Genomic DNA, 17,860 nt, shown 5'->3' with positions numbered 1-17,860 from the left:
GTTTTAGGAGTAGCCAAACTATGCCTCGCAGCTTGAAAAAGGGTCCGTTCGTTGACGACCACCTGCTCAAGAAGGTCGACGTTCAGAACGAAAAGAACACCAAGCAGGTCATCAAGACCTGGTCGCGCCGGTCAACGATTATTCCGGACTTCATTGGTCATACCTTTGCGGTCCATGACGGACGCAAGCATGTTCCGGTTTTCGTTACCGAGGCAATGGTGGGTCACAAACTTGGCGAATTCGCGCCGACTCGCACCTTCAAGGGACACATCAAGGATGACCGGAAGGCCAAACGACGATGACTACGACTGAATTTCCGTCGGCGATCGCCAAAGCACGATTTGTGCGAGTGTCGCCGAGAAAGGCGCGCCGGGTGATCGACCTGGTGCGCGGAAGGTCGGTGGCAGACGCACTCGACATTCTGCGCTGGGCGCCGCAGGCCGCCAGTGAGCCGGTCGCTAGGGTGATTGCGAGTGCTGCGGCCAACGCCCAGAACAACAACGGACTGGACCCGGAGACTTTGGTGGTTGCCACCGTCTACGCTGGCGAAGGCCCGACCGCCAAACGGATTCGTCCGCGAGCCCAGGGACGCGCGTTCCGTATACGCAGGCGGACCAGCCACATCACGGTGGTGGTTGAAAGTCGGCCGGTCAAAGATCAACGGTCGGCGGCGTCGACGAAGGCCCGTCGGGCCGAGGCCAGCAAGACTGCCGGCAGAGCCCCAGCGAAAAAGGCCGGGGCCAGTTCTGGGGCAACCAAGATGCCGCCTAAGAAGGCATCCGTTAAAACTTCTGAGGCTTCTGAAACGAAGGGAGGCTCAGACTAGTGGGCCAGAAGATTAATCCGCATGGCTTCCGGTTGGGTATCACCACCGGCTGGAAGTCTCGTTGGTACGCCGACAAACAGTACGCCGAGTACGTCAAGGAAGATGTCGCGATCCGGCGGCTGCTATCCACCGGCCTAGAGCGCGCGGGGATCGCCGACGTGGAGATTGAGCGCACCCGTGACCGGGTCAGGGTGGACATCCACACCGCCCGTCCCGGCATCGTCATTGGTCGTCGCGGTACCGAAGCCGACCGGATACGGGCAGATCTAGAGAAGTTGACCTGCAAGCAGGTTCAACTCAATATCCTCGAAGTCAAAAACCCTGAGTCGCAAGCACAATTGGTGGCCCAAGGGGTCGCTGAGCAGTTGAGCAATCGGGTGGCGTTCCGTCGGGCGATGCGCAAGGCTATCCAGTCTGCGATGCGTCAACCTAACGTCAAGGGCATCAGGGTGCAGTGCTCGGGCCGGCTTGGTGGCGCGGAGATGAGCCGCTCGGAGTTTTACCGTGAGGGCCGCGTGCCGTTGCACACCTTGCGCGCTGATATCGACTACGGGTTACATGAGGCCAAGACTACCTTCGGCCGGATCGGCGTGAAGGTATGGATCTACAAGGGCGACATTGTCGGTGGCAAACGTGAAGTGACAGCCGTCGCGCCGGCTGGTGCTGAGCGTGCGCGCCGCGAGCGGCCGTCGGGCACGCGTCCGCGCCGCAGTGGCGCGGCGGGCACCACCGTAACTGGCACCGACGCTGGACGGGCGGTGGGTGGCGAAGAAAGCGCTGCTACCAACATTGGGCACTCTGACGACAGCGTGGTTACCCACGAACCGCAGATCGCGGAGAGCTGAATCATGTTGATTCCCCGGAAAGTCAAGCATCGTAAGCAGCACCATCCGCGCCAGCGCGGCATCGCTAGTGGCGGCACAAAGGTGAATTTCGGTGATTACGGTATCCAGGCCCTCGAGCACGCCTACGTCACCAACCGCCAGATCGAGTCCGCTCGTATCGCCATCAACCGACACATCAAGCGTGGTGGCAAGGTGTGGATCAACATCTTCCCGGATCGCCCGCTGACCAAAAAACCTGCTGAGACCCGAATGGGTTCGGGTAAAGGCTCACCGGAGTGGTGGGTGGTCAACGTCAAGCCGGGTCGAGTGCTGTTTGAGCTCAGCTACCCGAATGAGCAGACTGCCCGGGCCGCACTCACCCGCGCAATCCACAAGTTGCCGATCAAAGCACGCATCGTAACCCGAGAGGAGCAGTTTTGATGGCAGTGGGAATTTCCCCTGGCGAACTGCGTGAGCTCACCGACGAGGAGCTGATTGAGCGACTGCGCGAATCCAAGGAAGAGTTATTCAATCTGCGTTTCCAAATGGCGACAGGCCAGCTCAACAACAACCGACGGCTACGTACGGTTCGTCATGAGATCGCGCGTGTTTACACCGTGCTGCGTGAACGGGAATTGGGTCTAGCCTCTGGACCCGGTGGTGCTAATGGTGAGGAATCATGATGGCAGCAGAAGCTAAGACCAGCGCTAAGGCAGCGCCCTCGGCAACCACAGCCGCTCCTAAGGGAGGAGCTGTCAAGGGTGGCGTATCAAAAGACAAGGGTCCCAAGCACACTCCGAGTATTCCGAAGGTACGTGGGGGACGTAAAATGCGCATTGGCTATGTAGTGAGCGACAAGATGCAGAAGACCATTGTGGTTGAACTGGAAGACCGCATGCGCCATCCCTTGTACGGCAAGATCATTCGTACCACCAAGAAGGTCAAGGCGCACGACGAGAACAGCGTTGCGGGCATTGGTGATCGTGTTTCGCTGATGGAGACGCGGCCTCTATCGGCGACCAAACGGTGGCGGCTGGTGGAGATCCTCGAAAAGGCCAAGTAGGGTCTGTTCGTTAACAGCGGGGTCGACTTAATGTGTCTTGTGGTCGCTGGCCCTGCCTGTTGGACAACACGTTTCTGCATGCATATATTTGTATGCATGCTAACATCATTCACCCTTTCGGGAGGTAAGATTCCAATGTCCCACCGAGTTTTTGTTCCTAGAATGATAACTAGGCTACTCGTTTCTCATTCTCTGCCTTGATGAGATCACTGAGTGAACCTATTGTCAGGTGGCTTGAGTTTTGAACTTTCGGCGCACACCCGGTAGCGCCGAGCACTAGCTTGTGCTCCTGACTCGCCGGTGGGGATTTGATTTATACACGCGGACAGATTCCCGCTGAGCAATTTCTTCTCGTCCAGGCCTGCTATCCGCGGTGTGTCCCGTCTGAATCGGCAAATGCCGACAGTGCCACGGTGGCCTTAATAGACCAGCGTGTGATGTGTATCCGGAGGCGGCCACGTGCACATCAGCGCGATGTTGGAACGATATGAGCTCCACTGTTTGAGATCCATCGCGATCGGTGGGCGGGCTCGGCCAACTGCGACGTCAGCGTGTTAAACTGCACCACCGAATTCTAGATCGCCCGAAAGCCTAACCCTGGCCCGGATGGAGCTGCGGGTATTGCGGTAGCTGTTTTTGGAACTCGGTGGCACGCCATGACGACACCGAGGACGTCGATGGCGGTCTGATGTCTCGCCGTCCGTCAACGTGGTGGGACGCCACAGATCTCTATGTATGTCGTATGGTGCGGCCGCTAGCTGGTTGGCGACGTTATGTGATCAGGCCGAGGCCTCGATGCCCGGACTACCGCCATGTTCAGGTGTAGTCTTCACGTCGCGCTTGGCAGGTAAGTTCACAACGAGAGCGAGGCTGACGATGGCGGAATTTAACGGCCAGATCGATCTGGACATCTGTGATTCGGAGCCAGATTGGGCTCCGCCCGTGCGCAGTGCCGAGGACACCGGAGAATTCGCTAAACATCCTTTACTCTGCTCTGGGATGACACTGGTGTCGCGACCTGGGACTGCTTCGGGGGCCCCTGGTTGAGATGCCCGCAATAATGCTGATTGCCAAACGGCGGTGTGCGGCTGTTGCAGTTTCACACCGCCCGCGCTGTGCTAAACGACCAGGGCTGCCCTGCTGACTGGTCGCAACGCCACTACCGTGGGCCGGGTCACCATCGAAGAATGCACCGCCGTTTTCCCTAACTGCAACGCACGGATCCCGGGAGACACCACGCTGATCTCATAGGTGCTCGCCGAACGTGGTTACAACACCTACTGTGTTGACAAATGGCATCTGGCACCGCTGGAAGAGTCCAATCTGGCATCGACCGAGCGGCACTGGCCGACTTCGCACGATTGTACGTGGTTATGGGCGGGAAACCGATCAGTGGTATACCGGCTGGGTGTACCGATACTGACCTGATGACATCACCGGCCACTTCCGGCGGCGGCTATTGCCTGTCCGAAAGTCCAAAGGATATTGCTGATAAAACGATTGAATTCATCCGTGATGCCAATGATCACGTTGACTAAAACCGTGGTTTAGCTATGTTTGCCCGGGCGCCGGGCATGCGCCGCATCGCGTCTTCAAAGAATGGCCTGATAAGTACGCCAGCCGCTTTAAAACATGGCTACGAGCGTTACCGTGAGGTTGTGCTGGACAAGCAGAAGTCGATGGACATCGTCGTGCCGCTGGATACCAAGCTGTTGCCGGTCACCCCTCCAGTGCTTGAAGGGAGTGCTTGAAGGGACCGGACGGTTTGCCGTGGCCATTTCGGGACACGGTGCGTCCGTGGAACTCGCTCAGCGATGAAGCGAAGAAGTTGTTCAGCCGGATGGCTGAGGTGTTAGCCGGTTTTTTTGAGCTACACCGATGCGCAGATCGGTTGGATACTAGACTAGCTGGAGTAATTTGATCCGCTGGATACCATCATCGTGGTGATCTCTGGCAACGGAGCCAGAGATGAGAGTCGGCAAAGTGGATTGGTCAACGAGAGCAAGTTCTTCAACGGCTACATCGACACCGTGGAAGAGAGCCTGGAGTTTCTTAACCGGCTTGGTGGGCCCGAGACCTAGAACCCATTACCTGATTGGGTGGAGCGATGGCCTTCCAAGACGCCCTACAACCCCACAAGGAGTATAAGTGTTACGTGTCGCATGAGGGTGGTATCGTCCGGCCGACAGTCATCTCGTGGTCTAATGGTATTGTGGCGCGTGGGAAGATCCGCAACAACTACGTTAACGTCTGCGACATTTGACGTGTTGGTTGGGAGTGGGGTGATACGTAGATGCTCGGGTCGAAGTAGCCGGATCGTTGTACGGTTGGGCTGTTTACACCGAGCGCAGAGTCAGCGAAGCCTCAAATGATTCTGACGATGTGATCGTCACCTTGCAGAGAGCCAAGGGGTCATTGCTTTTCGATCTGGGAATCTGCCTGGTCCTCGTCAGTCTGCCTACTCTGGTGCTGGTGATGCCCATTCTAATGGCATTGGGCAGGAAGAATTTTTTTCCGCAGTTCGCAACGTGGTACACTGTGGTCCCGTTCGCCATCGTCCCGCTGAACAATTTCTTTCCGGGCTCTACCCTGTCGGGCTCGTAGATAGACCAAGCTGTTGTGTTTTGATTGGTGGTGGCGATGAGACTGTTAATCGTGGTGTGGTTCCGGGGTCGGGACTGAAGCGCGCTGAAAAGCGGCGTGCTACGGTACTCTGCGGTCGTCCTACTTGTTAAGTCGTGCTCACCGAGTTGATCGAGCTGCCGGCCGGATCATTCTCGCATGGGCTCGACGAGTTTTTACCCCGAAGAGGTGCCGGTACATACTGTGACCGTAGGTTCTTTCGCGGTGGAGTGGCACCCCGTTACGAATACGCAGTTCGCCGAATTCGTTAAGTAGCCGATCGATGCGGCGCTGTGCTCCGGAATAGTATCCGATGAGCTGCGTGTTGGTGCCATGGTTTTCCGCCCGACATCGGCCCTGGTAGACCTGCTCGACTGGCTGCAGTGGTGGGAGTATGGGTGTTGGGTGCTAACTGGTGTCATCCGTTTGGTTCGGATCACCCGGAGAGTCCAGATAGCCCTCCAGCGGTCGCGCCGTCGCCCGCGCCATCACCCAGTTGGCCAGGTGGCATACCCCGACTCCACGGCGTACGCGCGATGAACCGGGTGGCGTTGGCTGACCGAGGACGAGTGGGAGTATGCCGCCCGCGCCGGGAGTGCGACTACCTAATCGTGGGGAGTGACGAGGCCGGGTCAGACGGTCAACTGATGGCTAACACCTGGCAGGGTAGGTTCCTGTGTCAGAACGACGGTATGCTCGGCTGGATGGGAACCTCACCGTGGGGCTTTCCTGGCCAACCCTTTCGGGTTGGTGGACATGATCGGCAACGTGTGGGAGTGGACCACCACCGAATGTTACGCGCACCATCGGCCTAAAAGCCTGTTGTTTACCGTGGCTTCATGGATTCCGGTATCGGTCAAACGTTAAAGGGTGGTTCGTATTTGTGCGCACCGGAATACTGATACCGGTACCGACTTGCTGCGCGGTTGTCACAGTCATAGGATACCGCTACCACTCACATCGGATTTCGCTGCGTGGCGGATCTTGGATTCTGCTGGACTGAGCTGGCGGACGCGATCGGTGTACACCGCGGTTTCGCCGCAGAAATCGCAAAAGGGGTGGCTTCTGGCAATCAATCGGTATCGGTGTCCTCGTTCTGGCCAAATCAGCGGAGCTGGCTAACGGTGAAAGGGCTTTTGATTCTTCGGGAGTGCGTTCGATTTTGCTGGATCGGGCGACCTTGTTGACCTACGAGCCACAGTGGGACCGTAAGCCCGCCCTGGTGAACACCGATCCCGCCGTGCGGTTGCGCTACTAGACGATGCTGTTGGTCCTGAACAGCTGGCTGTCGTCAAGATGCCGCGTTGGTCGTCGATGACTCAGGGGTCGGCTGGCCGGCCAATCGTGGCTAAGGCCGATGCGGTGTGCGCAGTGTCAGGTCGATCGCGGGATGTGGCTTGAGGATTGCGCAGAGGGTGTCTCGGGGATCCACAGCAGCCTGTTGACTCTCGACGCGCACGCCTTCGCTAAACGGTTGACCGCGTTGGCGGCCACGATGGATGTGTGAGGGTATGATCTAAGAGGTCCTGAGCAGCGCTGCTGCGCTGACGTTTGGGCCCGTCGTTGGTGGGGTCCGGTGCTGATCGGCTAGGGTGTTGTTGCGGCCGGCACGACTGTGTGGCTGGGAAGTGACCTGCCTCAACGTCTGTGGTGATTCATAATGATTGCTGAGCAAGTCATGATCGAGAGCGGCGGCTCGGCGCCGGCGTCCCAATTGGACGCTGATGAGCTTATCGCACTCGACGTCGTTGCAGCGCTGGTTTATAAGTTGGTCCAAGTTGGTGTCGTTGGTCCACCCGACCGATGCTCCGCCCGAGCCGGGGTATGTGCCGTTGAGGACGTTGGCAGCTTTTGTGCGCTCTGCCAGTATTTGACGTGTCGTTGGCACAGCTGTTGCCAGCCTGTCTGAACTGCGATCTCAACTACACCATTGCGTACGCCGATGGCTGGCCAACGCATGGGTTCAACTTGCAGTGCTCTTGCCTGCAACCCACCATCTGGTGAAGACGTTCTGGGGCTGGTGGTGGCCAGTAGATGCCCGACGGAAGGACGACTTTGCTCTCGCTATCGGAGAGAACCGACGTCACCGCGTCGGGCAGCGCGCTGCTGTTTCCGAGTTTGTGCCTGTCCACCGGCCGGTATGCTGGCACCGAAGCCGGTCCTTTACTGAATTTTACTGAGGCAACCAGAGCGCTTTGGTGCCCAACGCCGCCGTATTCGCGGGCAAGACCGGGCCCATCGCATAGCCACCGAACGCCGACACAACCACACGGCTTGTGTCCGGCGGGCTGAGTGCTCGAGCTACCTCCGACCGGCCCACCCGGAACCGATAACCCAGCGACGTTTTAGATGGCTGTGGTCAGAATTTGGCTCCGAGTTGGTCATCCCCTAAACTCTAGTGGTTGCCTCGTGCTGGCCGCGGCCGGCATGCGTAAGCGGCGAGCCTGCAAGCTGGCTTCGCGGGTCCTTCGGCGACAAAAGACCGCGCACGTCAGGTTTTGTGGGTTCCTCCTGCCGTGCATATTGTGAACCAGGTCAGGAGATCGAGTGATTCAGCAGGAATCGCGACTGAAGGTGGCCGACAACACCGGCGCCAAGGAGATCTTGTGCATACGAGTGCTCGGCGGCTCGTCCCGACGCTACGCCAGCATTGGTGATGTCATCGTCGGCACCGTCAAGGACGCTATTCCTGGCGGCAACGTCAAACGCGGAGATGTCGTCAAAGCCGTCGTGGTACGCACCGCCAAAGAGTGCAGGCGTCCCGACGGCAGCTACATCAAGTTCGATGAAAACGCTGCTGTGATCATCAAGCCTGACAACGATCCGCGCGGAACTCGCATCTTCGGGCCGGTCGGCCGCGAACTTCGTGAGAAACGATTCATGAAGATCATCTCGCTGGCTCCGGAGGTGCTGTAGATGAAGGTTCACAAGGGCGATACCGTTCTGGTTATCGCGGGGAAAGACAAAGGCGCCAAAGGCAAAGTGTTGCAGGCCTACCCGGCCCGTAACCGGGTACTGGTTGAGGGGGTCAACCGGATCAAGAAGCATACTGCGATTTCAGCCAACCAGCGCGGAGCTCAAGCAGGAGGAATCGTCACCCAGGAGGCCCCGATCCACGTTTCCAATGTGATGGTGGTTGACTCAGACGGCAAGCCCACCCGCATCGGCTACCGGGTAGACGAGGAGACCGACAAGCGAGTTCGTATTTCCAAGCGCAATGGCAAGGATATCTGATTGAGTACCGCAGAAAAAGTGCAGCCGCGCCTTAAACAGCGCTACCGCAGCGAGATTCGGGAGGCGCTGAACAAGCAGTTCAGCTACGGCAACGTGATGCAGATCCCGACCGTGGTGAAGGTCGTCGTCAACATGGGAGTTGGTGACGCAGCCCGGGATGCCAAGCTAATCAACGGTGCAGTCAGTGACTTGGCGCTGATCACCGGGCAGAAACCCGAGGTTCGCAAGGCGCGGAAGTCTATCGCGCAATTCAAGCTGCGCGAGGGCATGCCAATCGGTGTCCGTGTCACGTTGCGTGACGACCGGATGTGGGAATTCCTGGACCGGCTTACGTCGATCGCGCTGCCACGTATTCGTGATTTCCGTGGGTTGTCGCCTAAGCAGTTCGACGGTGTCGGTAACTACACCTTCGGGCTGGCTGAGCAGTCGGTGTTCCACGAGATCGATGTGGACAAGATCGACCGGGTTCGCGGCATGGACATCAACGTCGTCACCTCGGCGACGACCGACGATGAAGGACGAGCGTTGTTGCGGGCCCTCGGCTTTCCGTTCAAGGAGAACTGAAGTAGATGGCGAAGAAGGCACTAGTCAACAAAGCCGCACGCAAGCCAAAATTTACGGTGCGCGGTTACACTCGTTGCAGCAAGTGCGGTCGCCCGCGTGCAGTGTTCCGCAAATTCGGGCTATGCAGGATTTGCCTGCGCGAGATGGCGCATGCGGGTGAGTTGCCCGGTGTGCAGAAGAGCAGCTGGTAACGGCCCAACACATGGCCTACAGGACTAACGCGGGCAGTCCTGAGCACAGGGAACCACCGCGAGGAAGGTGACAGGAGCTGTCATGACCATGACGGACCCGATCGCAGATTTTTTGACACGTCTGCGCAACGCCAATTCGGCGTATCACGACGAAGTGACTGTGCCGCACTCCAATATCAAGGCCAACATCGCCCAGATCCTTAAGAACGAAGGATACATCCGAGACTTCCGTACCGAAGACGCTCGTGTCGGCAAGTCATTGATCATCCAACTCAAGTACGGACCCAGCCGGGAGCGTAGCATCGCTGGTTTGCGCCGGGTGTCCAAGCCGGGGTTGCGGGTGTATGCGAAGTCGATCAACTTGCCGCGTGTGCTGGGCGGTCTGGGCGTGGTCATCATCTCGACCTCCTCAGGCCTGCTGACCGACCGTCAGGCAGCCAGGCAGGGTGTGGGCGGCGAAGTCCTCGCGTACGTGTGGTAGCTGTGAGAGCATGGAGTAAACGATCATGTCGCGCATTGGTAAGCAGCCGATTCCGGTCCCCGCCGGAGTCGACATCACGATCGATGGTCAAAACGTCTTGGTGAAGGGGCCCAAGGGTACTCTGGATTTGACGGTCGCTGAGCCGATCATGTTGGCGCGCAACGACGAAGGTGCAATCGTGGTCACCCGTCCCGACAATGAGCGGCGCAACCGCTCGCTGCACGGATTGTCGCGCACTTTGGTGTCCAACCTGGTCACCGGTGTGACGCAGGGTTACACTGTCAGCATGGAGATCTTCGGTGTCGGTTACCGGGCCCAGCTCAAGGGCTCCAATCTGGAATTCGCGCTAGGGTATAGCCATCCAGTGGTGATCGAGGCTCCCGAGGGTATCACGTTCGCGGTTCAGTCACCGACGAAGTTCACTATCACGGGGATCGACAAGCAGAAGGTTGGTCAGATCTCGGCGAACATCCGCCGTCTGCGCCGTCCTGACCCTTATAAGGGTAAGGGCGTGCGTTACGAGGGCGAACAGATTCGCCGCAAGGTCGGAAAAACAGGTAAGTAGTCGTGGTGCAGTCAGTTTCCGCGATTCGTAGGGTCTCTCGGCTGCGTAGGCACGCGCGGCTGCGCAAGAAAGTGTCAGGCACCTCGGAGCGTCCACGGTTGGTGGTGAACCGGTCCGCGAGGCACATTCACGTGCAACTGGTTAACGACGTCACCGGCACTACGGTGGCTGCTGCGTCATCGATCGAGGCCGACGTGCGCGGTCTGCAAGGTGACAAGAAAGTCCGCAGTGTGCGGGTCGGCCAATTGATCGCCGAGCGGGCCAAGGCCGCTGGCATTAACACGGTGGTATTCGACCGTGGCGGATACACCTACGGTGGACGCATCGCGGCGCTGGCCGATTCCGTGCGCGAGAACGGATTGAATTTCTGATGACAAGCAAGCCTGGAGGGCTGCTATAATGGCGGCGCAGTCAGCTGGCCTGCTAGGTGATAGCCGCGAGGGTCGTAGCCGGCGCGAGGGAGGTAGCCGCGGCGGTCGCGATCGGGACCGTGATGGTGAGAAGGGCAACTACCTGGAACGGGTTGTTGCCATCAACCGGGTCTCCAAGGTCGTTAAAGGTGGTCGGCGATTCAGCTTCACCGCTTTGGTCATCGTGGGTGACGGACACGGCATGGTTGGCGTTGGTTATGGTAAGGCCAAGGAAGTCCCCGCCGCGATTGCCAAGGGCGTAGAAGAGGCCCGTAAAAGCTTCTTCCGGGTGCCGCTGATCGATGGCACTATCACTCACCCCGTACAGGGCGAGGCAGCCGCGGGCGTGGTGCTGTTGCGCCCTGCCAGCCCTGGTACCGGTGTTATCGCCGGCGGCGCGGTACGTGCTGTGCTGGAATGCGCTGGGGTGCACGATATCCTGGCTAAATCCTTGGGCAGTGACAATGCGATCAATGTGGTGCATGCCACCGTGGCTGCGCTCAAGCTGCTGCAGCGTCCTGATGAGGTGGCGGCCCGGCGCGGCCTGCGATCGGGTATGTTGCCTCGGAGCTGGGATCCTGCAGGCGTGGCGGGAGAGCGAAGCGTTGATCGGCCAGTGGGGCGCGTGAGGGAACAGGCATAACCATGGCAAGTCTGAAGATTACCCAGGTACGTAGCACGATCGGGGTGCGGTGGAAGCAGCGTGAGAGCCTGCGCACCCTGGGCCTGAGGCGGATTCGGCATTCGGTGATTCGCGAAGACAACCTCCAAACCCGCGGGCTGATCGCTGTGGTGCGTCACCTCGTCGAGGTGGAGCCGGCCACCGGAGGTAGTACTCCTGTGGGTGGGGGGAGAGATTAAGTGACGATTAAGCTGCACGACCTGCAACCTGCGCGCGGGTCGAAAACTACACGTACCCGGGTCGGCCGCGGTGAGGCCTCGAAAGGCAAGACGGCTGGCCGCGGTACCAAGGGTACCAAAGCCCGTAAGCAGGTACCAGTGACCTTTGAGGGCGGGCAGATGCCAATCCACATGCGGTTGCCTAAGCTGAAGGGATTCCGGAATCGATTACGGACAGAATATGCGGTCGTCAATGTCGGTGACATAAGCCGGCTGTTCCCTGAAGGCGGCACAATCAGCGTAAACGACTTAGTCGCCAAGAAAGCTATTCGTAAAAACTCATTGGTTAAAATTCTAGGTGACGGCAAGCTGACTGTCAAAGTCACCCTGTCCGCGCATAAGTTCAGCGGCAGTGCGCGTCACAAGATCACCGTAGCTGGCGGCTCTGTTACCGAGCTCTAAGTCAGCTCGGTTTTGTGCGACTCTGTGGCTGATCCGGTTGACGACGGTGGTTACGGCCGAGGGTCAGTTGCAGTGTTTCCCCGATGACCTGGGTGTGGAGCTCGGCGTCATCGAAGTCCGTCTGCGGGGATCATAGTGATCGAGAACTTCACTTCACCACTGTACGGTGGGTGGCTTCACCACGGCTGAGCAGCGGTCTGAGATGTCCGACGCCACGTATCGGTACGCTGCAAGCATGTCCGCCTTTCTGCCCCCTTTTCCTGGTATCGATGACGTGCGTGCCCTGGCCAACCGGGTTAACACGGCCCGTCACCATGGCATACCGAATGGTTGCGTGCTCGAAGTCAATCTGCGGTCGTTGCCGCCGGAAACGACCAGCTTTGACCCCTTCACAATTATCACTAGGGGTGGCCGACCGATGGCCCTGCGCGAGGCTGTCGCCGCGATTCACCGCGCCGCCGCCGACCCCCGGGTCGCCGGTATGATTGCCCGCGTTCAGCTTGGTGCGTCGCCGCCTGCGGCAGTGCAGGAACTGCGCGAAGCCGTCGCCACTTTCAGTGCGGTCAAGCCGTCACTGGCCTGGGCCGAGACTTATCCTGGCACGCTGTCCTACTACCTGGCTTCGGCCTTTGGTGAGGTCTGGATGCAGCCGTCGGGTAGTGTCGGGCTGGTCGGCTTCGCTAGCAATGCCACGTTTCTACGCGACGTGCTGGCCAAGGTAGGGATCGAAGCGCAGTTCGTCGCACGGGGTGAATACAAGTCAGCGGCAAACCTTTTCACCGAAGGCGGCTTCACCGACGCTCACCGCGAGGCGGTCAGCCGAATGCTGGAAAGTCTGCAAGGCCAGGTGTGGCAGGGGATCGCCGAATCACGCAGGATCGATCCCGCAGCGCTCAATCCGTTGGCCGACCGGGCTCCTCTGTTACGCGATGACGCGGTCGCTTCCGGTTTGGTCGACCGTATTGGATTCCGCGACGAAGCTTATGCTCGTATAGCGGAACTTGTTGGTGCTGAAAGTATTACACCAAATTCAAGCGAGCCGCAGGCGAGAACAGAGGCCAACGACGGTCTACCGCGACTGTATTTGTCGCGCTACGCTAGTGCGGGCCGGTCACGGTTGATGCCCCCCATGCCGTTGATTCCCGGACGCCGATCCAAGCCAACGGTTGTCGTGGTCACTCTGGAAGGTCCGATTGTCAACGGGCGCGGTGGACCGCAGTTTCTGCCGTTCGGTATCTCTACCGGCGGTGGTGACACCATTGCGGCGGCGCTCCGCGAGGTCGCTGCCGACGATTCAGTGTCCGCGATTGTGCTGCGGGTGAACAGCCCGGGTGGCTCGGTTACCGCATCTGAAACCATCTGGCGTGAGGTGAAAAGGGCCCGCGATCGCGGCAAGCCGGTAGTGGTTTCCATGGGGGCGGTAGCTGCCTCTGGCGGCTACTACGTCTCGGTGGGCGCTGACGAGATTGTGGCCAATCCCGGTACGATCACCGGTTCGATTGGCGTGATCACCGGGAAGCTGGTGATTCGGGACCTGAAAGGTCGGTTGGGCGTTGGGTCAGATACGGTGCGCACCAACGCCAATGCTGATGCGTGGTCGGCTAACGTGCCGTTCACGCCGGAGCAGCACACCCATCGAGAGGCCGAGGCGGACCTGTGCTATGCTGACTTTCTTGAACGCGTAGCAGAAGGCCGCGGCATGACCACTGATGCAGTGGATGATGTTGCGCGAGGGCGGATTTGGACTGGTGCCGATGCTCTCGAACGCGGTCTGGTCGACGAACTCGGCGGGCTTGTAACCGCGGTGCGCAGAGCCAAGGTCCTAGCCGGTTTGGATGCGGACGTCGATGTCCGCATCGTCAGTTACCCCGGCTCGTCGTTGCTGGACATGGTACGACCCCGTGCGTCGTCGCAACCCGGGGCTGCGTCGTTGCCAGACGCGGTAGCCACGCTGCTAGGACGCTCGGTTGCCGGGATACTCGAACAGGTCGAGCAAGCGTTAAGCGGTGTCAGAGTGCTGTGGTTGGGGGAGTACCGGTTTTGAGAGTCTTAGCGATGTGGCTCATCTCGTTGAAAACGGTTAGTCAGAGTGACGGGGCGACGATCTGTGACACTTCTCCAAATGGAGTTACTTTCGACAGCTAAGCCTGCACTTTACGTGCGTAAGGTGGCCATTGCCTCGGCTTCCCGATCCCAGGATCCCTGATCCTTCTTTTCGAGGGCAGCGCTCTCTTGGGGCGTTGACCTCGAACTTGTTCTTTGCGTCCTCCACCTTTTTCGGTTAGTGGTAATATCCTCCGGAGGTATCCACGTTACTTATGCACCCGCGTACAGGCGTGTGCTATGCTCTGGGCCGATTTGGCGGTCAGTTTGGAACAACCGGTAAACAGTGCCACAGTCACGCCTGATGCTGTGTGGCTGTTTCTGCTATCCAATTCGCCGACTCGCGATCCCACGCGCGTCGTAGCTCTCCATTAAACCTAGATTAGGTGTGCTAGAATTCTAGAGAGGTTTTCCACTGCATTGCAAGGGACATCCGCGGCGTGTCGGTTTTTCCGTTGCCAGGGCACTGAATGTGCTCGCCGTATTAGACTGCGAACTCGTCAATGCAAGCTGGAATCGGCTTATGAGCGATGGCGAGCGTGGTCGACCGCACCAGGATGACTGTGAATGACGCTGTCGATGTCGTTGAACGCTTTTTGGCACGCCATATGCAACTTGATTTGCGACGACGGCACCCGGCTGGCTTTCGTTCCTATGATTCCCTCTTCGGGATAGATCAGCATAAGATCGTCGGGTAGCATGTCCCGGTAGTCGACCGACAACAGCGTGATGACGATGTTGCCGTTGCAGTTCCGGGCTGAAATGTTGCCCGCCGTTCCCTCGACCAAGTCCCCGGATCAGCATGTCTTTGTTCGTCGCCAGCCGTAGCTTCGGGGTGGGGACGGCTTTCGCAGTTGTCATCAGGACGAGTACTTCTGTGTTCAGAATGTAGGCGGGCGTGTTGTCTGACTAGCAACGCTTCTAGATCGTCGGCAACTATCTGTGCTCGGCTGGTCCTCAGTGTTCCACGTCGCGCGGCTGATGTGCGGGGTGAGTACGACGTTGGGCGTATCCACCAACGGGTAATCGGGGGCGGCAGTCACTCGCTGACGAAGTGGTCGAGTCCTGCGGTGGCTACCCGGTTTTGGCGCAACTCGTCTACCAGTGCGTAGGTGTCGTGCAGCTGAGACCGAGCGGTGTTGAGCAAGACGACACCATCACGTAAGGTCCGAAGTTGTTTTGTGTCTACCATCTCTATGGTTTCGTCGGTGATCGATGCGTGCAGCGAGGGGACATCAGCCTCGTTGCGCAGCTCGTCGAGGTTGTGGCGGGCTTCGTCGTTGTAAGGGTCGGTGGTGATGACCCGCAAGCCCAGCCCTGATAGCCGCCACTGTAACGCTAGGCAACCGCATCCAGGCCAACCAGCCCTGCTGTGCGCTTGGCGATTTCTCCTCAATGGAACTGCTGATAGGGAATGTTGCCATCACGAAACATGTTGCCGCTGAAGATATTCACATATGTGGTTCAGCAGATGACGGGTGGCCGTTAGCCACAAAGTCACAGCCATCTCGGTGACCGCGTCGGCGTTGTCGGCCAGGGTGTTCAGCACCGGAATGCCGGCTGCGATGGTGTCAGGAATATCGACGTTGGTGGGATCCCCGCGGGGGCTGCGATGGAGAGTACGGCGCGCCATCCCTGGTAAAAGACCCGGGTACCGACCGAGTCGCTTTCTACCACCACATCGATGCCTTTGTGTGCGATCCGGTTGGCCAGCTGTGTTGTAGAGCTTAAGCGGGGTCTGATCGCGCTCACCTATCCAAGGGTTGTACACCACGTAGGCCAACTCTCGAAGCTTAGCGAAGCCCGGTCCTTGCAGCTGAGCTGTTACCAAGGCACGTGGTAGAGACGTCGGCGAAAGCCAATGCTGTTGTACAGCAACGTCTGTATCGCGTAAAGGCGTCACAATCGGCATCGACGTCGGTAGCATCGCGTTCAAAGCGGTGGTTGCAGACGAGAACGGTCACGTGAAGGCTCGGCAGTGGATTGGCCACCAGCTGCAGGTGCCGACCCCCGATCGGTTGGAACACGACGCCAACCAGGCATGGCTGCAGGGTCCGTTGGCGGCCCTGGACCGATTGATTCGGACCGACATCAAGGTGGTGGCCGTTGCGTCCATGGTCCCCACGTTGACCGCCATCGATTCCGCAGGCAGGCTCGTCGTGTCGGGACTGCTGTACGGCAACAGCTGGGACCGGGTGCCCGCTGACTTGGTCTCACCGGCACAACTGCTTCCGCCGGTGGGCGAGGCCGCCGAGTTTCTGTGCTGGACGGCCGCCGCTGAGGCGGTCAGCTACTAACCCGCCACCAGCGGTAGCCAACTACATGCTGGCCGGCGAGGCAGTGATAGACTTTGCCATAGCTATCACGGTTCTGGCCCCTCTTCGGCGGCACCGAGTGGAGCTTGATGGCATGCAACGGCTGCGGAGTGACCGTCGACCGCATGCTCAAGCGGAGGCAATCGGAGCGGCTGTTGGCCAAGTTCGCCGAGAGCAGCTCCGTGTTGGCGACCGGCAGTGTCGTTGGTGCTTAACGGATCGTGGCTGGCGTTGACCGCGCCGGCGACGTGCTGGTGCTGTGTAGCACTACCTTGATTGTATGGATCCCTACCCTGGAGCCAAGACGGGTTCCTGGGCTGTGGGCAACCCCGCACCCAGCCGCCGGGAAGAGTCAGATCGGACGAGCCAGCAATTCCGGCAGATTATTCCTCGGCTGGGTGCATACAAGGTGTCCGGCTTTGTGGTTCGCCAGCTCATCGAACTGAGTGGAATATCGGTATCGCGCATCGTGGTCGCTGGCGGCGGTACTGTGGTCTGGCGTTGGAATCAGGCCATCGCCGACGCGACCCGTCGGACCGGTGCAGGTGGCTGAGGGAGCGGCATTGGGGGTTGGGGTTTTTCACGCTAGCAGACCGGCTGTTGCTTGGCGTCTAGCCTCGTGGCCTAGCGCGACAATCGAGGTGGCGTTCTAGGCTTATGCCATGACTGACCACGACCAAACCGCTGCCCGACGAGAGACAGCTGACGCTCTGTTGAAGGCGCTGGAACGTCGCCACGAGATAGCCGACGCCGTGGTGGAGGCCGAAAATAAGCCCGCCGCAGTCGAGGCGATCGTCAAGCTGCTTGACACGTCTCGCCTGGCTGCCGAAGCGGTCATGAGCATGTCGTTCGACCGGCTCACCAAAGACTCCCGCAAAAAGATCCTTGCCGAGCTGGAAGATCTGAACAAGCAGCTGAGTTTCACCCTCCAGGAGCGCCCGGCAAGCCTGGGGGAAAGTCTCGAGCTTCGACCTTTTTCCGGCGAAGATGACCGTGACATCTTCGCTGCCCGCACCGCGGAAATCAATTCTGCCGGCGATGGGTCTGGCGGACCGGCCGGCAGCATTGATGACGAGATCCGTGCGGCGCTGGTCCGCGTCGCCGACGAAGAGGCTGCGTGGTTTGTGGCCGTAGACTCAGGCGCGAAGGTTGGGATGGTGTTCGGTGAACTCGTCCATGGCGAGGTGGATGTTCGGGTCTGGATTTGCCCCGATCACCGAAAGAAGGGTTACGGCACCGCTGCGCTGCGCAAGTCACGGTCAGAGATGGCGTACTGCTTCCCCGCCGTGCCAATGGTTGCCCGAGCGCCCGCCGCCGACTTGCATAGCCGTATCACGGCTGACTAACAGCTGGGTTCCTT

The 17,860-nt window shown here is 59.2% G+C and carries 17 protein-coding genes and 7 pseudogenes; 22 read left to right on the top strand and 2 right to left on the bottom strand.

Annotation, left to right across the window (positions count from 1 at the left end; genetic code table 11):
* The first annotated feature begins 20 nt into the window (after window positions 1-20).
* From rpsS to sppA, 20 genes and pseudogenes are all read left to right on the top strand, one after another.
* Window positions 21-302, top strand: coding sequence for a 30S ribosomal protein S19 (gene rpsS, locus ML_RS09505; protein ID WP_010908582.1), 282 nt, complete (start codon window positions 21-23; stop codon window positions 300-302).
* Window positions 299-826: a 50S ribosomal protein L22 gene (gene rplV / locus ML_RS09500; protein WP_010908581.1), complete on the top strand. Its 528-nt coding sequence runs from the start codon at window positions 299-301 to the stop codon at window positions 824-826. The genes rpsS and rplV overlap by 4 nt, the downstream gene beginning before the upstream one ends.
* Window positions 826-1,671 carry a 30S ribosomal protein S3 gene (gene rpsC, locus ML_RS09495; protein WP_010908580.1) on the top strand — a complete coding sequence of 282 codons (846 nt, stop codon included), beginning with the start codon at window positions 826-828 and terminating at the stop codon, window positions 1,669-1,671. Before rplV ends, rpsC begins: the two co-directional genes overlap by 1 nt.
* A gap of 3 nt (window positions 1,672-1,674) precedes the next feature.
* The gene (gene rplP / locus ML_RS09490) at window positions 1,675-2,091 is read left to right on the top strand and encodes a 50S ribosomal protein L16 (protein ID WP_010908579.1); all 417 of its coding nucleotides are present in this window, start codon (window positions 1,675-1,677) and stop codon (window positions 2,089-2,091) included.
* The gene (gene rpmC, locus ML_RS09485) at window positions 2,091-2,333 is read left to right on the top strand and encodes a 50S ribosomal protein L29 (protein WP_041323024.1); all 243 of its coding nucleotides are present in this window, start codon (window positions 2,091-2,093) and stop codon (window positions 2,331-2,333) included. The genes rplP and rpmC overlap by 1 nt, the downstream gene beginning before the upstream one ends.
* Window positions 2,333-2,713, top strand: a complete 381-nt coding sequence (gene rpsQ / locus ML_RS09480; protein ID WP_162618335.1) for a 30S ribosomal protein S17 — start codon at window positions 2,333-2,335, stop codon at window positions 2,711-2,713. The genes rpmC and rpsQ overlap by 1 nt, the downstream gene beginning before the upstream one ends.
* An 876-nt stretch (window positions 2,714-3,589) precedes the next feature.
* Window positions 3,590-4,973, top strand: a pseudogene (locus ML_RS09475) (sulfatase-like hydrolase/transferase); the annotation flags it as partial.
* 41 nt (window positions 4,974-5,014) lie between these two features.
* Window positions 5,015-5,317, top strand: a pseudogene (locus ML_RS09470) (DUF4436 family protein); the annotation flags it as partial.
* 134 nt (window positions 5,318-5,451) lie between these two features.
* Window positions 5,452-6,276, top strand: a pseudogene (locus ML_RS09465) (SUMF1/EgtB/PvdO family nonheme iron enzyme).
* Window positions 6,277-7,882: 1,606 nt separating this feature from the next.
* Complete coding sequence (gene rplN / locus ML_RS09460; RefSeq protein ID WP_041323021.1) at window positions 7,883-8,251, top strand: 50S ribosomal protein L14; 369 nt, start codon at window positions 7,883-7,885, stop codon at window positions 8,249-8,251.
* On the top strand, window positions 8,252-8,569 hold the full coding sequence (gene rplX, locus ML_RS09455) for a 50S ribosomal protein L24 (protein ID WP_010908575.1): 318 nt from the start codon (window positions 8,252-8,254) through the stop codon (window positions 8,567-8,569).
* Window positions 8,570-9,133, top strand: coding sequence for a 50S ribosomal protein L5 (gene rplE / locus ML_RS09450; RefSeq protein WP_010908574.1), 564 nt, complete (start codon window positions 8,570-8,572; stop codon window positions 9,131-9,133). It abuts the gene before it with no gap.
* Between the two features lie 5 nt (window positions 9,134-9,138).
* A complete protein-coding gene (locus ML_RS09445) occupies window positions 9,139-9,324 on the top strand; it encodes a type Z 30S ribosomal protein S14 (protein WP_010908573.1) in 186 nt (61 codons plus the stop codon).
* An 82-nt stretch (window positions 9,325-9,406) separates the two neighbouring features.
* Window positions 9,407-9,805, top strand: coding sequence for a 30S ribosomal protein S8 (gene rpsH, locus ML_RS09440; protein WP_010908572.1), 399 nt, complete (start codon window positions 9,407-9,409; stop codon window positions 9,803-9,805).
* 25 nt (window positions 9,806-9,830) lie between these two features.
* Entirely contained in the window at window positions 9,831-10,370 is a 540-nt protein-coding gene (gene rplF / locus ML_RS09435; protein WP_010908571.1) for a 50S ribosomal protein L6, read from the top strand.
* Between the two features lie 2 nt (window positions 10,371-10,372).
* Window positions 10,373-10,741: a 50S ribosomal protein L18 gene (rplR, locus tag ML_RS09430; protein WP_041323018.1), complete on the top strand. Its 369-nt coding sequence runs from the start codon at window positions 10,373-10,375 to the stop codon at window positions 10,739-10,741.
* Window positions 10,742-10,769: 28 nt separating this feature from the next.
* Window positions 10,770-11,388: pseudogene (rpsE, locus tag ML_RS09425) on the top strand (30S ribosomal protein S5); the annotation flags it as partial.
* A 37-nt stretch (window positions 11,389-11,425) separates the two neighbouring features.
* Entirely contained in the window at window positions 11,426-11,641 is a 216-nt protein-coding gene (gene rpmD / locus ML_RS09420; RefSeq protein ID WP_010908568.1) for a 50S ribosomal protein L30, read from the top strand.
* Window positions 11,642-12,082, top strand: coding sequence for a 50S ribosomal protein L15 (gene rplO / locus ML_RS09415; RefSeq protein ID WP_010908567.1), 441 nt, complete (start codon window positions 11,642-11,644; stop codon window positions 12,080-12,082).
* A gap of 235 nt (window positions 12,083-12,317) precedes the next feature.
* A complete protein-coding gene (gene sppA, locus ML_RS09410) occupies window positions 12,318-14,126 on the top strand; it encodes a signal peptide peptidase SppA (RefSeq protein ID WP_010908566.1) in 1,809 nt (602 codons plus the stop codon).
* Between the two features lie 546 nt (window positions 14,127-14,672).
* Here the strand turns inward: sppA and ML_RS09405 are convergent.
* A pseudogene (locus ML_RS09405) lies at window positions 14,673-15,046 on the bottom strand (class II aldolase/adducin family protein); the annotation flags it as partial.
* 6 nt (window positions 15,047-15,052) lie between these two features.
* Window positions 15,053-16,097: pseudogene (locus tag ML_RS09400) on the bottom strand (NAD(P)-dependent oxidoreductase); the annotation flags it as partial.
* Here ML_RS09400 and ML_RS19900 point away from each other — a divergent pair.
* Window positions 16,090-17,069 (top strand): annotated as a pseudogene (locus tag ML_RS19900) (xylulokinase); the annotation flags it as partial. The pseudogenes ML_RS09400 and ML_RS19900 overlap by 8 nt on opposite strands.
* Before the next feature lie 93 nt (window positions 17,070-17,162).
* Window positions 17,163-17,846 carry a GNAT family N-acetyltransferase gene (locus ML_RS09390; RefSeq protein WP_010908565.1) on the top strand — a complete coding sequence of 228 codons (684 nt, stop codon included), beginning with the start codon at window positions 17,163-17,165 and terminating at the stop codon, window positions 17,844-17,846.
* The last annotated feature ends 14 nt before the right edge of the window (window positions 17,847-17,860 follow it).

Origin of the sequence: Mycobacterium leprae TN (genome assembly GCF_000195855.1) — a bacterium.
Taxonomy (GTDB): domain Bacteria; phylum Actinomycetota; class Actinomycetes; order Mycobacteriales; family Mycobacteriaceae; genus Mycobacterium; species Mycobacterium leprae.
This window is presented reverse-complemented; position numbering and strand designations above follow the sequence as displayed.

Coding starts and splice junctions, on each gene's coding strand:
- rpsS (WP_010908582.1), top strand. CDS start 21: ATGCCTCGCAGCTTGAAAAAGGGTCCGTTCGTTGACGACCACCTGCTC.
- rplV (WP_010908581.1), top strand. CDS start 299: ATGACTACGACTGAATTTCCGTCGGCGATCGCCAAAGCACGATTTGTG.
- rplP (WP_010908579.1), top strand. CDS start 1,675: ATGTTGATTCCCCGGAAAGTCAAGCATCGTAAGCAGCACCATCCGCGC.
- rpmC (WP_041323024.1), top strand. CDS start 2,091: ATGGCAGTGGGAATTTCCCCTGGCGAACTGCGTGAGCTCACCGACGAG.
- rpsQ (WP_162618335.1), top strand. CDS start 2,333: ATGGCAGCAGAAGCTAAGACCAGCGCTAAGGCAGCGCCCTCGGCAACC.
- rplX (WP_010908575.1), top strand. CDS start 8,252: ATGAAGGTTCACAAGGGCGATACCGTTCTGGTTATCGCGGGGAAAGAC.
- ML_RS09445 (WP_010908573.1), top strand. CDS start 9,139: ATGGCGAAGAAGGCACTAGTCAACAAAGCCGCACGCAAGCCAAAATTT.
- rpsH (WP_010908572.1), top strand. CDS start 9,407: ATGACCATGACGGACCCGATCGCAGATTTTTTGACACGTCTGCGCAAC.
- rplF (WP_010908571.1), top strand. CDS start 9,831: ATGTCGCGCATTGGTAAGCAGCCGATTCCGGTCCCCGCCGGAGTCGAC.
- rpmD (WP_010908568.1), top strand. CDS start 11,426: ATGGCAAGTCTGAAGATTACCCAGGTACGTAGCACGATCGGGGTGCGG.
- sppA (WP_010908566.1), top strand. CDS start 12,318: ATGTCCGCCTTTCTGCCCCCTTTTCCTGGTATCGATGACGTGCGTGCC.
- ML_RS09390 (WP_010908565.1), top strand. CDS start 17,163: ATGACTGACCACGACCAAACCGCTGCCCGACGAGAGACAGCTGACGCT.